Here is a 16,697-nt window from a genome sequence, read left to right as displayed (position 1 = left end):
CTGTTGCAAAATTATTTCCTTTTTATAGATACAGAAACATCTGGTTTGCCAAAAAACTGGAAAGCTTCCTATGATAAGGAAAAAAACTGGCCATATATTATTCAAATCGCATGGATTGTATATGATCAAGATTTAAATGAAGTGGAACGACAAAATCATTTCATTAAAAATACTGATTTTAAGATCGAAAAATCTTCTCAAAAAATTCATCACATCACAGCAGATGATCTTCAGTTTCATGGAAAATCAAGAGAAACCGTGATGATGGCCTTTTATCAGGATGTGAAAAAATACCAGCCCATCGTTATAGGGCACTTCATGGAATTTGATTATCACATGATTAACGTGGAATTTCAAAGAATCGGAATGACTGATGTTTTAGCAAATTTACCTTTATTTTGCACCATGAAAGCGAGCAAACCACATGTTAAAAACCCAGATGTGGAATTGCTAAAGTTAAATGACTTCTATTTTGAATTATTTAATGAGAAACCAAAACACTTTCATGATGCATTATCCGATGCACTTAATACCGCGAGAATTTTCTTCCACTTGCTTAAAAATGGCGAAATAACAGAAAATAGCATCAACCAGCAGGTAAATGATTTTTCGTTAACTAATGAGGCATCAAATACGGAAATATCTTCTGCCAAAAAATTCATTAACAGGTTGTTTTCATTTTAATTTTATGGAAGGTAAACTAGATTTCTTAAAAAAAACAACTCCATATAACCTATTATCTGATGAAGTTTTATCAGATATTGCTTCAACATTAGAAGAGATTTTGTATACTGAGGAAACCAAAATTTACGATCAGGGCGTTCAAAAACTAAAAGGCGTTCAAATTATTATTAAAGGTAGTTTTGAAACCTTTTTTACTGATAACAAAAAAACAAAACAAAAAATAGAGACTTATGAAGTTGGATCTACCTGCGGAGGGATTTCTATTCTTTTCAACAAAAGAAAATCATTAAAAACAGTAATCGCTCAAGCAGGTACCAAAGTATATTTTTTCCCCAGAAAAGATTTCAAAAAAATATGTGCCGATTTTGAAGTGTTTTTTGATTTTTTCGCCAATGATTTTGGCAAAAGAATGTTAGATGAAGAGTATGCCTATTTTTATAAAACCAATGGTTCACTTGAAGATAATTATCTGGTCGTTGATCAGCTTTATTCCTTAAAAATAAGTGATATCAATTATAAGAACATTATTAGTTGTGCCCCTGAAACTCCAATTTTTGAGGCTGCTATTAAAATGGCTGAAAACAAAACCAGTTGCTTATTCATCAAAAATAGTGAAGAAAAATACGTAGGTTTTGTAACTGATATCACGTTGAGAGATCGTGTAATTGCGCAACAAGTTGATCCTGGCCTTCCGGTTAATGAAATCATGGACACAAAAATTGTCAGCATTTCTGCTAATGCTTATGTATATGAGGCAATTTTATTAATGTTCAGTAGCAAATCAAGGTATTTATTAATCGAGGATGAAAACAAATATGTTGGCTTTTTAAGTCGGAACAGATTATTGAGCGAGCAAGCACAATCTCCACTTGTTTTTATACAATCGGTTAAATCAGCATCGAACACTGCCGACCTAAAATCAAAATGGCAAAAAGTTCCAGGCATTGTTGCTCAGTTATTGGAAAGAGGAGTTCATGCAGAAATTGTAAATGAAGTGGTAACTACAATTGCCGATACCATTTCAAATAAAATTATTGAAGAAGTCATCCGGAAGCTCGGTCCGCCTCCAGCCAAATTTGTCTTCATGGTTTTGGGCAGTGAAGGTAGAAAAGAACTTACGCTTAAAACTGATCAGGACAATGCAATCATTTACGAAGATATGCCGGAAGATCGGCGGGCCATGGTTCGTTCCTATTTCCTCGATTTTGCCACACAGGTTTCAGATAAACTAAACTATGTTGGATTTGTTTATTGCGATGGAGATTATATGGCTACTAATCCCAACTGGACACATTCTTTATCTCATTGGAAATACAATTATAAAAACTGGATTGAAGAAGCCTTACCTGAAACCGCAGTAAAGTTTGCAGCGTTTTTTGATTGCAGAGCAATTTATGGCGACCTGGAGATTATGCAGCACTTAAGAGAATTTGTTGATGATGAACTTAAAAAACCAATGGAACGGTTTTATTTGTATTTGGCAAAGAATGCGCTTCTTTATGAACCTCCACTAACCTATTTTAAAAATATCAAAACTCAGAAAATAGAAAGTAAAGAAGTATTTGATATTAAAACAGCAATGACACCCATTGTAGATCTGGTTAGGGTTTACGCTTTGCAGAATAGAATTTTTCAAAAAGAAAATACCGGAGAACGGTTACGCGAATTAAAATCTATCGGTTTTTTTAGCGAAACACAATTTAATGAGCTAGTGCAATGCTACTATTATTTAATGGCATTAAGATTAAAACATCAATCCAATCTTATTATCAGAGATAATGCAGCACCAAACAATCTTATTGAAATAAATAAACTAACTAAAATCGAAAAAGTAACCTTGGTTGAAATCTTCAAAACTATTTTAAACTTTCAATCAGGAATTAAAATGAGATTTACCAATAGTTTCAATATATAGTTTTTGCTATCTTTTTAGCCTTCAAAGAGATAATTAAGAAAAACAGCAGGTAAGGATTTGCTTCATTTTCCGGACATTTATATCAAAGTAAGAATTTAAGTGAATTAGTCGGAATTTTTATAGTTACTTTTTCAGGAGCTGTCTTTTTCGCCTGGCTATATGCCAAATGGAATTATAATTTGCGGGTATACATACTTTAATGAACTTACTTCGGATTGACAATTCTGCATTGGGACCCGTAAAGAAGCGAATCCCAATTGTAAAAAGCAGCAACAAAAAAGGGAACCGAATTGGTTCCCTTTTTCAAATATGATTATCGCTTCAGCGAAAATTTCTATTTTACTGCATCAATTACAGCTTTGAAAGCTTCAGGATGATTCATTGCTAAATCAGCCAATACTTTACGGTTTAAACCGATTTCTTTTGAAGCAAGTTTACCGATTAATTGAGAGTAAGAAATACCGTGCTGACGAGCACCTGCATTAATACGTTGGATCCATAATCCGCGGAATTCTCTTTTCTTAACTTTACGGTCACGGTAAGCATATTGCAAACCTTTTTCTACTGTGTTTTTAGCAACCGTAAAAACTTTACTTCTTGCGCCCCAATAGCCTTTGGCCATATTAAGGACTTTTTTTCTTCTTCTTCTCGAAGCTACTGCGTTTACCGAACGTGGCATGTTGTTGTTGTTTTTTGGTAAGCGGCGTCCAATTAGGATCTTTAATGCCTGATACCTGGTGAATTAATAAATTACTTTCCGATACAAAGCATACGTTTAACGTTACCTGAATCTGCATCTGTTACAATTCCTGCATTTCCAAGAGCACGTTTACGTTTAGTACTCATCTTAGTTAAGATGTGACTTTTGTATGCTTTGTTTCTTTTGATTTTACCTGTTCCAGTAAGCGAAAAACGCTTTTTAGCACTGGAATTGGTTTTCATTTTTGGCATAACCTGTTTTTTAATTTATAAACCTATTTTTATTTTTTTACTACTTTAGGCGCAACTGTTAAGAACATACGTTTACCTTCTAATTTAGGTAAAAGCTCAACTTTTCCAACTTCTTCCAAAGCCTGGGCAAATTTCAATAATAAAATCTCGCCTTGTTCTTTGTACACAATTGCTCTACCTTTAAAATGCACATAAGCCCTAACTTTCTCACCGTTCTCTAAAAAGCTTATTGCATGCTTTAATTTAAACTGGAAATCGTGATCGTTCGTATTAGGACCGAAACGAATCTCCTTAATTACAGTTTGCTTGGCATTGGCTTTAATTTCCTTTTGCTTTTTCTTTTGCTCGTAAACGAACTTGCTGTAATCAATAATTCTACAAACTGGTGGCACTGCATTTGGAGAAATTTCAACCAAATCCAATTCCAGTTCATCAGCAAGTGCCAAAGCTTTTGCCAAAGGATAAATCCCTGGTTCAACATTATCGCCAGCCAAACGCACTTCAGGCGATTTAATGTACTGATTAATGTTATGTTCTGCTTCTTTTTTCTTAAAAGGCGGACGTGGTCCCCTGTTAAATCCTGGTCTTCCTAATGCCAAATTGTATTTATTTTAATTTAAACTGTTATTTCTTTTCTTAATAAACTGTTGAATTCTTCCAACGTCATTTCGCCCAAATCTCCTTCGCCATGTTTACGAACTGAAACTTTTCCTTCAGCCATCTCCTTATCGCCAATAATGAGCATGTATGGGATCTTTTTAACTTCCGCATCACGGATTTTACGTCCGATTTTCTCATCACGAAAGTCAATCAGCCCGCGAATATCGGAATTATTTAGTTCATCTAAAACTTTTTTTGCATAATCTTCATATTTTTCTGAAATAGGAAGAATAATAAATTGTTCAGGACTTAACCATAATGGGAAATTTCCTGCACAATGTTCTATCAAAACGGCAATAAATCTTTCCAGTGAACCAAACGGCGCACGGTGAATCATTACTGGTCTATGTTTTTGGTTGTCGCTGCCTGTATACTCCAGTTCAAAACGTTCAGGCAAGTTGTAATCTACTTGTATGGTACCTAATTGCCATTTTCTACCTAAGGCATCTTTAACCATAAAATCTAGCTTAGGGCCATAAAAAGCAGCCTCGCCATATTCTACAACAGTATTTAAGCCCTTCTCTTCTGCAGCTTCAATAATTGCATTTTCAGATAACCTCCAATTTTCATCAGAACCTATATATTTTGCTTTGTTCTCCGGATCTCTTAACGAAATTTGAGCTGTATAGTTTTCAAATCCTAAAGATTTAAATACATACAGTACTAAATCGATTACTTTTTTAAATTCCTCTTTCACTTGCTCTGGCATACAGAATAAGTGTGCATCATCCTGAGTAAAGCCACGTACACGAGTTAAACCATGTAACTCGCCACTTTGTTCGTAACGATATACTGTACCAAATTCTGCAAAACGAACCGGAAGATCTTTATAAGAGCGTGGTTTTGTTTTGTAAATTTCACAATGGTGAGGGCAGTTCATCGGTTTTAAGAAAAACTCCTCTCCTTCCTGTGGCGTTTTTATCGGCTGAAATGAATCTTTACCGTATTTTTCCCAATGACCAGAAGTTACATATAGGTTTTTATGACCAATGTGAGGTGTAACCACCTGCTCGTATCCTGCTTTAGCTTGTGCCTTAGTTAAAAAGTTAACCAAACGTTCACGTAAAGCAGTTCCCTTAGGTAACCACAAAGGTAAACCCATTCCAACTTTTTCTGAAAAAGCAAATAATTCAAGTTCTTTTCCAAGTTTGCGGTGATCTCGTTTTTTGGCTTCTTCAATCATTGCAAGATATTCAGTAAGCTCACTCGCTTTTGGAAAAGTTACGCCATATATACGGGTCAACTGTTTTTTAGTTTCATCGCCACGCCAATAAGCGCCGGCAACATTCATCAGTTTTACGGCTTTAACAAAACCTGTATTTGGAATGTGCGGACCACGACATAGGTCGGTAAACCGCCCTTGAGTATAGAATGTGATTTTTCCATCTTCCAAACCGTCAATTAAATCCAGTTTGTACTCATCGCCCTTTTCAGTGAAATATTTAATAGCATCAGCTTTACTTACACTTTCACGGGTAAAAGTTTCTTTTTGCTTAGCTAATTCAATCATTTTGGTTTCGATTGCCTTGAAATCATCCGAAGAAAATTCTTTATCGCCAAAATCGACATCGTAGTAAAAACCAGTTTCAATGGCCGGACCAATGCCGAATTTTGTTCCCGGATAAAGTGCCTCTAGGGCTTCGGCCATTAAGTGGGCTGATGAATGCCAAAAAGTTGATTTTCCGGCAGCATCATTCCAGGTTAGTAATTTTACTGATGAATCAGATTCGATTGGCCGTGTTGAATCCCAAACTTCGCCATTAACCTCTGCGGCTAATACGTTTCGGGCTAAACCTTCAGAAATTGACAATGCAATTTGGTGGGCAGAAGTGCCCTTTTCATACTGACGAAGGGAGCCGTCAGGTAAAGTAATATTAATCATCTACAACTATGATTTGTTCCTAATCCTTTTATTAAAATTTCGGAACGGTTTAAAAATAATGTTAGTTCTAAATCACATACCAAGTGATTTTTAATTGTCGCGAAGATAGGAAATTTTTATCAGGTTCTGATTTTTTCAGTTGATTTTCGCAAGCAAAAGCCAATAATTCTGCCATTGCAAAATCATCTCTCCAGCCTTTCATTGGTGGCACAATGAACAAGCAAACATTTTTGCCACGGAAACACTGAATCCACGGAAATCAGTTAAGTTTAAGTACTGACGAAACGTTATTAATAGAATTAACCAAATTACTACTGCAATTGCTTTACAAATAAAAAAGCCCGCTCAAAAATGAGCAGGCCCTTAATATTTTTTTGAGAATTATTGACCGATTACAACCGTTCTTCCACCTCCAAAATTACCACCACCGGGTCTGTTATTTCTAAAACGTTTCATCATATTGTCCATTTTAGTTTTGTATTCTTCCTCGGTAATTAATTTAGCTTTTTTAGGTGCCGTAACATCTTTGGCGCTCACATTACGATATTCAATACTTTTAGCAATGGTAGTATTTCCTCTGCTTTCGATTGCTAAAACAGCACCTTCAGTCCACATGTTAGGATTAGGCGAGAAATTGAAACCTAAATCGTTTGTGTACCAAATGTGCGTTTCTTCGGTTACATCTTTATCCATGTCTAAAATTTTAACAGATCTGGTCGATTTCACAATCACCTCTTTACAATCAAAACCTATAATTTTTTTAGTGGCATCGGTTTTAACAACTTCAATTTTCGGCGGATCAACTGGTTTAGCTTTGGCAGTATCGTTTGGATTACCCCCCATTCTAAATGAACTGATCGGACCAGTAGTTGATAATGTTAACTTGCTTGGCATATAATAGGTGGTATCATTGAGGTCAAAAACTTCGGTTAGCTTTTGATCAGCGAAACTATAGTAATATTCTCTGTTTCCACCGGCACCACCAAAACGCATCATCATTCTACCCATACCACCACCGCCACCGCCGCCATTACTGTCTTCAGTTTCTTCAACTGGCATATAACTTGCGTTTGTAGCATTAAAAAGTAATTCGAAGTTTGATTTGCTGGTTGAGGGCATGCGGGCAACAGCCTGCTCGGGCAATTTAACTCCACTAGCTGCCATCATTGCAGCAGGATCTATAATAGTTTCAAACTGTATAGCGCCCGAAGTTTTCTTTTGTGCATCTGCAACAGATACGATGGAGAAAACACTTAATAAAGCGAAAAATAATTTTTTCATCCGTATAAATTTGTTTTTAATTGTGATGAAGCTATCAGATTTATTCATACCACTGTGTGGGTCTGAAAAATCATGATGGTTTCATGTTTTGTTTGTTAGATGTGAAAGTTTAAAAAAGGTTTAACAAAGTTATTATAGTTAAAACGTCAAACTTGTTAAAAAGTGTTAAAGACATTCCAAAATCGTTCTAAAACGCACATTCGAGCAGCAAATTTGATATGTAATTTCTTTTTTACAAATCGGTTCTCCCGCTTACGGGTTGAGGTTTAATATTCAGTGCTTTCTAGCCAACCGTTACATAAAACATCTGCAATATGCATGGTTTTAATCGGCAAATTGTTTTTATCGATATAACCTTGAAGATGTAAAAGACATGATAAATCTGTAGAGATAATATAATCAGCCTGTTGCGCCAAAGCATGATTAACTTTCTGTTCTGCCATGGCAGATGAAATTGCATCAAATTTAACCGCAAATGTTCCACCAAAGCCACAGCACATGTCTGTATCTTCCATTTCGAGCATTTCCAGTCCATGAACTTTTGATAAGAGCTGGCGAGGCTCATCTTTGATTTTACATTCACGTAGTGCACTGCAGGAATCATGATAAACAGCTTTACCTTCCAGCTCTGCCCCAAAGTAATCCTTTTTAGCCACATTGATTAAAAAATCAGAAAGCTCCCAGATGTTTGATTGTAAACTGCGACATTTATTATGAACAATGGTATTGGTAAATAAATCATTATAACCGCCTTTTACCATTCCAACACACGAGGCAGAAGGTGCAACCACGTAGGTATTTTCAGTAAAATCGTTTAAGAATTTTGTGCCTACTTCTTTTGCCTCATCCCAATAACCAGCATTGTAAGCAGGTTGGCCACAACAAGTCTGTTTTGAGTTATATTCTACCTTACAGCCCGATTTTTCCAATAATCTCAATGTATTAAAAGCGGTTTCGGGATATAATTGATCTACAAAACAGGGTACAAATAATTCTACTTTCATAATATTCTTCAGGCTACAAACTTACAATTTTAGCAATTCTTTGTGTTCGATTTTTCTCAAGATTGCTAAAAACACCAATCCGATTATAAAAAATGATGCCAAAGCGATAATGGAGTAGCGAATATTTCCTGTCAAATCTTCAATATAAGCAAAACTAAAAAGCCCGATTACAATAGCCAGTTTTTCTGTTACATCATAAAAGCTAAAAAATGATGTGGTATCTGGCGTATTTATCGGTAAATATTTCGAATAAGTAGAACGTGATAAAGACTGGATTCCACCCATGATTAAGCCTACAATTGCAGCCAGGGAATAAAACTGATATTCGTTGGTAATGAAATAGCCATAAACACAACAGCCAATCCATATTAAAACAACCATGATTAAAACATTTACGTTTCCAATCTTTTTGGCCAGGTACGACATTAATAAGGCTCCTGGAATAGCCACAAGCTGAATAATTAATATCACTGCGATCAGTTTTGCAGTTCCAAGCTTTAATGTTTTTTCGGCGAAGCCAGCAGCAGCCAACATGATAGTTTGAACGCCCATTGAATAGAAAAAAAAGGAGAAAAGAAATCCTTTTAACTTTTTGATTTGCTTCAATTGTCCCCAAACTTTAGATAATTCGCTGAATCCATCTTTAATGATGTTTGTCTTTATTTTTCCAGCCTGAGGAGTTCCGCCTGGCAGAACCGTAAAAGGGATTTGCGAAAAAGCGATCCACCATACTCCAACTAAAAGAAATGATAATCGTGGAGGAAATGATGCATCAACGATTCCAAACCACTCAGGTTTTAAAACAAACAGAAAGCATATTAACTGTAATATAACCGAACCAATGTAACCGTAAGAAAAACCTTGTGCGCTTACCCTATCCTGATGATCTTCTGTTGCAATTTCTGGTAAATAAGAATTACTGAAAAGCACACCTCCGATGTAACCCATCGCCGCCAGCGCAAAGAAAATAATACTCATTTCCAAAGTATCCAGCTTAAAAAAATACAATGCTATACATGCCAAACCACCCATATAGGTAAAAAATTTCATGAATGATTTTTTATTACCCCTTCTATCTGCTATTGATGATAAAATAGGTAAAGCGAAAGCCATAACGAGGTACGCAAAAGATAAGGCATAATTGGAAAGTGATGTATTTACAAAAGTTCTTCCGAAAAACTGCACCTTATCTCCATGTTCTTTTGTAGTGGTAATAATGGTATAATAAGCTGGAAAAATAGTCGAAGTGATCACTAAATTATAGGCAGAGTTTGCCCAATCGAAGAAAGCCCAGGAACGAATGGTTTTCTTATTGTTTTTTTCTATCATTTGTTTTTAAAGAGGTTAACTGTATTTAAAAAGAGGTTAATTGTATAAATTGGTTAATTGGTTAACTGTCATTAAACGGTTAAATCATGAACTGCAATTTCGATTAACCGGTTTCGACAGTTTAAACAATTAACCTTTTCTCGCCAAGAAAGAGGTTAACTCTTGTTAAACGGTTAAGTCATGAACTGCAATTCGATTAACCAGTTTCGACAGTTCAAACAATTAACCTTTTCTCGCCAAGAAAGAGGTTAACTCTTGTTAAACGGTTAAGTCATGAACTGCAATTTGATTAACCGGTTTCGACAGTTCAAACAATTAACCATTTCTCACTAAGAAAGAGGTTAACTCTTGTTAAATGCTTAAGTCACGAACTGCAATTCGATTAACCAGTTTCGACAGTTTAAACAATTAACCTTTTCTCGCCAAGAAAGAGATTAACTCTTGTTAAATGCTTAAGTCACGAACTGCAATTCGATTAACCAGTTTCGACAGTTTAAACAATTAACCTTTTCTCGCCAAGAAAGAGATTAACCTTTCCTCGCTAAAGATAATATTTCTTCCCATCAGTTTTTATCTTGCCGGCATCTAATAATTCGCGAATGGCATCGATGCGTTCATTTTCAGCACCATTTTTTATATTGGTAACCAGATCATCCAAGCTTAAAGGTTGCTGCTGCAACAAAGAAACAATTTCAAATTCGATTTCATCATTCATTTGAACTTCATTCTCTGCTCTTTTTTCGGCCAGGCAAACATCACAAACACCGCACTTGCCTGCATTGCGCTCATCGAAATAGTTTAGAAGTTGTATGCTCCGGCATTTATTGGTAGAGGTATAAGCAACAACTGCATTAACCTGTTTTAGTAAAATTTCCTTTCTCAATTCTAAATATTTCACGTCAAGATCAAAATGGTCCATATCTACCCGCGAACGAACATATTGTAATTGTGGCTGATCAGTTTGCTGAATGTAGGTAAGCATTTCTATAGATTGTAATTTATTTAACAGTACGATTACATCTTTAAAAGATAAGCCTAATTTTTTAGCCAAATCTGCCTCATTTATTTTTACAAATCCATCAAAAGCACCACCATACGATCGTAAAATAGTTTTGATCACGCCATCGTAAGCTTTATTTTCAATTTGAAAACGATATACATCTTCATGGCTAACAATAAACATAAGCCTTGATGGCAGGAAAACACTTTCTGATACCGTGATATATCCATCATGTTCTAAAAACTTAAGTGCAGAAATGGTTTTTAAAACACTAACATTAAATCTTTTACAAAAATCAGCTATATCAAAAGTAAACGTTAATCCCTCTCCTGCTCCAAAGGCCAATTGGAAATAATTTCCTAAATAATGGTAAGTTTTTCTGATTTCTTCCGGAGATGGAAAACTGTTAATATACCTTGATTCCAGACTCAAAACATCAGATTGATTGGCCAGTAAAACCGCATAACTTCGTTTTTCATCACGTCCTGCTCTACCCGCTTCCTGATAATACGCTTCTAAACTTTCAGGCAAATCTAAATGTACCACAAAACGAACATCGGCTTTATCAATCCCCATTCCAAATGCATTGGTGGCAACAATGATCCGGGTTTTGTTCTGTTTCCAATCTTCTTGTTTTTGAAAACGCACATCTCTCTCTAAACCTGCATGGTAAAAATCTGCTTTAATTTGATTGCGATTGATAAAATTTGAAACTTCAGCGGTTTCTCTCCGATTCCTAACATAAACCAATCCTGTTCCCTTTACATTTCTGCAAATATCAATCAGCTTCTTATATTTATCTTCCTGTCCGAAAACAACATAGCTTAAGTTATCACGGGCAAAACTTTTAATAAAAACCTGCGGATCTTTCATCTCCAGTTTTTCAATAATATCCTGACGAACAAACTCAGTGGCAGTTGCCGTTAAGGCTAAAACAGGTATATCGGGAAGAATTTCCCTCAACTTAGAAATTTGTAGATAAGGCGGTCTGAAATCATAGCCCCATTGCGAAATACAATGTGCCTCATCAACCGCAATCAGGTTAACATTCATGTACGAAATTCGTACCCGAACTAAATCTGAAAGCAATCTTTCGGGCGATAAATAAAGGAATTTGATTTTGCCATAAATGCAGTTATCCAATAAAATATCAATTTCCCGTTTACCCATTCCGGCATAAATCGCTATGGCCTCAATACCTTTTGATTTTAGATTTTCAACCTGATCTTTCATTAAGGCGATAAGTGGCGAAACCACAATGCAAATTCCTTCCTTAACTAAAGCCGGAACCTGAAAACAAATGGATTTACCTCCTCCGGTGGGCAAAAGCGCTAAACTATCTTTTCCTTCCAAAACCGAGGTAATAATTTCTTGCTGTAACGGCCGGAAAGCCTGGTGTCCCCAATATTTTTGTAAAATCTCTATTGCTGTCATAAATCGGCGGTATCAAAACTATAAAAAAGCTATTGATATTGCTAAATTGCGCTTCAATTAATCAAAATTTAATGAAACACCTCTATTTTCTATCTGCTCTTTCTCTATTATTTTTCACTTCAAATGCCCAGGAAAAGAAATGGGATGTAGAAAAATATCAAGGCACAACGAAAAATTTCACTTTAAATACTGATGAAGGCACCTGGATGAACCTTGATGTTAGTGCAGATGGACAGGAAATCGTTTTTGATTTATTAGGCGATATTTACATTATGCCAATTTCTGGCGGCGTTGCGAGGTTAATAAGCGGAGGCATAGCCTGGGATGTGCAGCCAAGGTTTAGTCCAAACGGAAAATATATTTCTTATACGAGCGATAAGAGTGGTGGCGATAACATCTGGATCATGAATCGTGATGGTTCCGGTAAAAAGCAGATTACCAAAGAAACCTTCAGGCTTTTAAATAATGCTACCTGGATGCCAAATAGTGAATATATCATTGCCCGTAAACACTTTACTGCCGGACGCTCTTTGGGTGCCGGAGAAATGTGGATGTACAGTATAAATGGTGGCGACGGTGTTCAGTTAACGAAACGTAAAAATGACCAACAAGATGCCGGAGAACCAAATGTTTCACCCGACGGCAGATATGTTTATTTTAGTGAAGACGTAAGTCCGGGGCCAAATTTCGAATACAGTAAAGACCCGAACGGAACAATTTATGCCATTCGACAATTGGATTTAACTACTGGCAAGCTAACTACGCTGATTAATGAACAAGGCGGCGCCTGCTGTCCGCAGGTTTCTCCTGATGGAAACTTAATCGCTTTTGTTAAGCGTGTCCGCTTGAAATCGACACTTTACGTTCAAAATCTAAAAACCGGAGAGGAATGGCCGGTAAATGAAGATTTATCTCACGATCAGCAAGAAACCTGGGCCATTTTTGGCGTTTACCCGAACTTCGCCTGGACACCAGATAGTAAAAGTTTGGTATTTTATGCGAAGGGAAAGATCAGAAAAACTGAAATCGGAACACTGGTAAATTCAATTATTCCTTTTCAGGCAAATACCATTCAAACTGTTCAAAAATCTTTACATTTTGAGCAACAGGTTTTTAGCAATGATTTTTCGGCTAAAATGTTGAGGCAATTAACAACATCTCCTGATGGAAAAACAATTGTTTTTAATGCTGCCGGTTTCCTTTATAAACAAGAATTGGGTGGCGGCAAACCAGAAAGGCTGACCAATGGAATGGATTTTGAATTTGAACCGAGCTTTAGTCCTGACGGAAAATTTATAGTTTATACTACCTGGAGCGATGAACTTCGTGGAGCAATAAAAAGAACAGAAATCAAATCCGGAAAAACGATTACCTTAAGTGATGAAAAAGGATTTTATTATTCGCCTCAATATTCAACCAAAGGCGATAAAATTGTTTTTAGAAAAGGAAGCGGAAATGATGTTTTAGGTTATAATTATGGTCGGGGAACAGGAATTTTCATTATCCCTGCAAATGGAGGAGCTAAAACATTGGTTTCTGAAAGTGGCATCAAACCATCCTTTAACAATACCGATACCCGCATCTATTTTCAAAGTTATGCTGATGGCAAAAAAGCATTAAAAAGCATTGATTTAAACGGAGCAAATGAAAGAACGCATTTTACCTCTCAGTACGCTAATCAGTTTGTGGTTAGTCCTGATAATAAGTGGCTTGCTTTTAATGAACTTTTTAATGTTTATATCACTCCGATGATCAATGTTGGAACTGCCCAGGACGCATCAGCAGGAAATAAAGCTATCCCTGTTGCAAAAGTTACTACTGATGGCGGAACCTACATGCAATGGAGTGCTGACAGCAAAAACTTACACTGGACTTTAGGACCAAAATATTTTACCATTGATGTAAACAGTGCTTTCAATTTCGATGGTTCTACTCCTAAAACTCAGCCCAGTTCAGTTGATATCAATCTGACACTAAAAAGCGATGCTCCAACAGGAATTGTCGCTTTGAAAGGTGCAAGAATCATCTCTATGAAGGGCGATGAAGTAATTGAAAATGGTACGATTTTAACAGACGGCAATAAAATCACGACAATTGGAAAAGTTGATGCCGTTAATATTCCAGCTAACGCAAAAGTGATTGACGTGCATGGCAAAACGATAATGCCTGGAATTGTTGATGTTCATGCTCATTTACGCACCAGTCCTGATGGGATTACCCCACAAAGTGATTGGAGTTATATGGCAAACCTGGCTTTTGGTGTTACCACTTCGCATGATCCATCAAGTAATACGGAAATGGTTTTCAGTCAAAGCGAAATGCTTAAAGCAGGCAGAATGATTGGACCACGGGTTTATTCAACAGGTTCGATTCTTTACGGTGCAGATGGCGATTTCAAAGTTGTTATTAACAGTTTAGATGATGCTTTGACCCATCTTCGCAGATTAAAAGCAGTTGGAGCATTTTCTGTAAAATCTTACAATCAACCACGCAGAGAGCAACGTCAGCAAATTCTGGAAGCTGCCCGCCAGTTAAAAATGGAAGTGGTACCTGAAGGTGGTTCAACTTTTTTCCACAATATGAATATGGTAGCAGATGGTCATACCGGGATTGAACACAGCATTCCTGTTTTACCTGTTTATAAAGATGTAACCACACTTTGGAACAATACCGAGGTTGGTTATACCCCAACGCTGATTGTAGCTTATGGCGGCCAATGGGGCGAAAATTATTGGTACGACAGAACGAATGTTTGGGAGAATGAAAAATTAATGACTTATACGCCACGTTCAATTATCGATTCCAGGTCAAGGCGCAGAACCACTTCAGAATATAGCGACTATAACCATATTGATATTGCAAAAGCAACTAAACAAATTGCTGATGGCGGTACAAAAGTAAACCTGGGTGCTCACGGACAAATTCAGGGTTTAGGTGCGCATTGGGAACTTTGGATGATGGTTCAAGGTGGTTTTTCCCCACTACAGGCGATTAGAAATGCCACATTAAACGGTGCAAGTTATTTGGGGATGAATAAAGAAATTGGTTCTTTAGAAGTTGGAAAATTAGCCGATTTAGTTATTATGGATGCGAACCCTTTGGATGATATCCGTAATTCTGAAAAGATTAAATATGTGATGATTAACGGTCGTCTTTATGATAGCGCTACCATGAATGAAGTGGGCACCAGAGAAAAACTTCGCGGAAAATTATGGTTTGAGGATGCAAGAGGAAACGGATACGTTATTCCGAACGGAGAATCAGAAACCTGGACTTTTACAGTTCCTCATTGTGATTAACTTAAAGAAAGTGACGGCAGATTCAACTGAATGAAACATAACAAACTTTACATCCTTGCCTCTATAGCGTTTCTGATACTAGGCTTACTGATATTCTTTTTAGGAGGATATTCTTTCCTTGGCGTTAGTGTGATCGATTTATTTTTAGCGCTTATGGTAATGGCTTACGTGACTTCTTTTATCGGTTTAATGAAAGATAGGAAATCTGTTATTGCATGGTTACTGCTTACTCTGAATTCAATTATTGTGATCTGCATCATCTACTTTTTAACGCATTTTAAAATGAAGATGTAGAATCTTCTCCCTTTTACTTCATGATCATCAACTTCGCGAACCACTTCCTTATTAGATTGCCACGGAAACACAGATTGACACGGAATCAAGTTCAATATTGTTTCTGTGTGTTCAGTGTTTCCGTGGCAAATATAATCTGCGGCCACTTCACGATCATCAACTTCGCAAGCTTCCCTCCCAATCAGATGGCCACGGAAACACAGATTGACACCGAATCAAGTTTTATATATTACTTCGCGTGCTCAGTGCTTCAGTGGCAAATATAATCTGCGGCCACTTCACGATCATCAACTTCGCAAACCACTTCCTTATTAGATTGCCACGGAAACACGGATTGACACCGAATCAAGTTTTATATATTATTTCGCTTGTTCAGTGTTTCAGTGACAAATATAATCTGTGGCCACCTCACGATCATCAACTTTGCAAACTTCTCCCTAATCAGATGGCCACGGAAACACAGATTGACACCGAATCAAGTTCAATATTGTTTCTGTGTGTTCAGCGTTTCAGTGGCAAATATAATCTGCGGCCACTTCACGATCATCAACTTCGCAAACCACTTCCTTATTAGATTGCCACGGAAACACGGATTGACACCGAATCAAGTTTTATATATTATTTCGCTTGTTCAGTGTTTCAGTGGCAAATATAATCTGCGGCCACTTCACGATCATCAACTTCGCAAACCACTTCCTTATTAGATTGCCACGGAAACACGGATTGACACCGAATCAAGTTTTATATATTATTTCGCTTGTTCAGTGTTTCAGTGGCAAATATAATCTGCGGCCACTTCACGATCATCAACTTCGCAAACCACTTCCTTATTAGATTGCCACGGAAACACAGATTGACACCGAATCAAGTTCAATATTGTTTCTGTGTGTTCAGTGTTTCAGTGGCAAATATAATCTGCGGCCACCTCACGCTCATCAACTTCGCAAATTCTCTCTAATCAGAT

The 16,697-nt window shown here is 36.7% G+C and carries 12 protein-coding genes; 4 read left to right on the top strand and 8 right to left on the bottom strand.

All coding sequences use genetic code 11. The features are described 5' to 3' along the window. Positions 1–3 precede the first annotated feature (3 nt). Positions 4–684, top strand: coding sequence for a 3'-5' exonuclease (locus DU508_RS01245; protein WP_158542111.1), 681 nt, complete (start codon positions 4–6; stop codon positions 682–684). Between the two features lie 4 nt (positions 685–688). Further along, positions 689–2,599, top strand: a complete 1,911-nt coding sequence (locus DU508_RS01240) for a DUF294 nucleotidyltransferase-like domain-containing protein (RefSeq protein WP_115401041.1) — start codon at positions 689–691, stop codon at positions 2,597–2,599. Positions 2,600–2,933: 334 nt separating this feature from the next. On the opposite strand, the gene rplT is transcribed toward DU508_RS01240, so the two are convergent. From rplT to DU508_RS01200, 8 genes are all read right to left on the bottom strand, one after another. Further along, the gene (gene rplT / locus DU508_RS01235; protein WP_029285460.1) at positions 2,934–3,278 is read right to left on the bottom strand and encodes a 50S ribosomal protein L20; all 345 of its coding nucleotides are present in this window, start codon (positions 3,276–3,278) and stop codon (positions 2,934–2,936) included. 71 nt (positions 3,279–3,349) lie between these two features. Beyond that, positions 3,350–3,550, bottom strand: a complete 201-nt coding sequence (gene rpmI / locus DU508_RS01230; protein ID WP_010600880.1) for a 50S ribosomal protein L35 — start codon at positions 3,548–3,550, stop codon at positions 3,350–3,352. Between the two features lie 29 nt (positions 3,551–3,579). Further along, positions 3,580–4,149 (bottom strand): translation initiation factor IF-3, encoded by a 570-nt coding sequence (infC, locus tag DU508_RS01225; protein WP_115401040.1) that lies wholly within the window; start codon positions 4,147–4,149, stop codon positions 3,580–3,582. A gap of 17 nt (positions 4,150–4,166) precedes the next feature. Continuing rightward, the gene (gene thrS / locus DU508_RS01220) at positions 4,167–6,092 is read right to left on the bottom strand and encodes a threonine--tRNA ligase (RefSeq protein ID WP_115401039.1); all 1,926 of its coding nucleotides are present in this window, start codon (positions 6,090–6,092) and stop codon (positions 4,167–4,169) included. 381 nt (positions 6,093–6,473) lie between these two features. Further along, entirely contained in the window at positions 6,474–7,373 is a 900-nt protein-coding gene (locus DU508_RS01215; RefSeq protein ID WP_147273577.1) for a hypothetical protein, read from the bottom strand. Between the two features lie 266 nt (positions 7,374–7,639). Next, entirely contained in the window at positions 7,640–8,377 is a 738-nt protein-coding gene (locus DU508_RS01210) for a (Fe-S)-binding protein (RefSeq protein WP_115401037.1), read from the bottom strand. Positions 8,378–8,398: 21 nt separating this feature from the next. Beyond that, entirely contained in the window at positions 8,399–9,706 is a 1,308-nt protein-coding gene (locus DU508_RS01205; protein WP_115401036.1) for an MFS transporter, read from the bottom strand. 541 nt (positions 9,707–10,247) lie between these two features. After that, positions 10,248–12,140 (bottom strand): RecQ family ATP-dependent DNA helicase, encoded by a 1,893-nt coding sequence (locus tag DU508_RS01200; protein ID WP_115401035.1) that lies wholly within the window; start codon positions 12,138–12,140, stop codon positions 10,248–10,250. Positions 12,141–12,211: 71 nt separating this feature from the next. Here DU508_RS01200 and DU508_RS01195 point away from each other — a divergent pair, with 71 nt between their 5' ends. Continuing rightward, positions 12,212–15,439, top strand: a complete 3,228-nt coding sequence (locus tag DU508_RS01195; protein ID WP_233509371.1) for an amidohydrolase family protein — start codon at positions 12,212–12,214, stop codon at positions 15,437–15,439. A gap of 30 nt (positions 15,440–15,469) precedes the next feature. Then, the gene (locus tag DU508_RS01190) at positions 15,470–15,733 is read left to right on the top strand and encodes a hypothetical protein (protein WP_115401034.1); all 264 of its coding nucleotides are present in this window, start codon (positions 15,470–15,472) and stop codon (positions 15,731–15,733) included. Positions 15,734–16,697 lie beyond the last annotated feature (964 nt).

The organism is Pedobacter chinensis (assembly GCF_003339865.1).
Taxonomy (GTDB): Bacteria; Bacteroidota; Bacteroidia; order Sphingobacteriales; family Sphingobacteriaceae; genus Pedobacter; species Pedobacter chinensis.
Note: the sequence above shows the minus strand (reverse complement) of the source record. Positions and strands in the feature narration are given on the sequence as shown.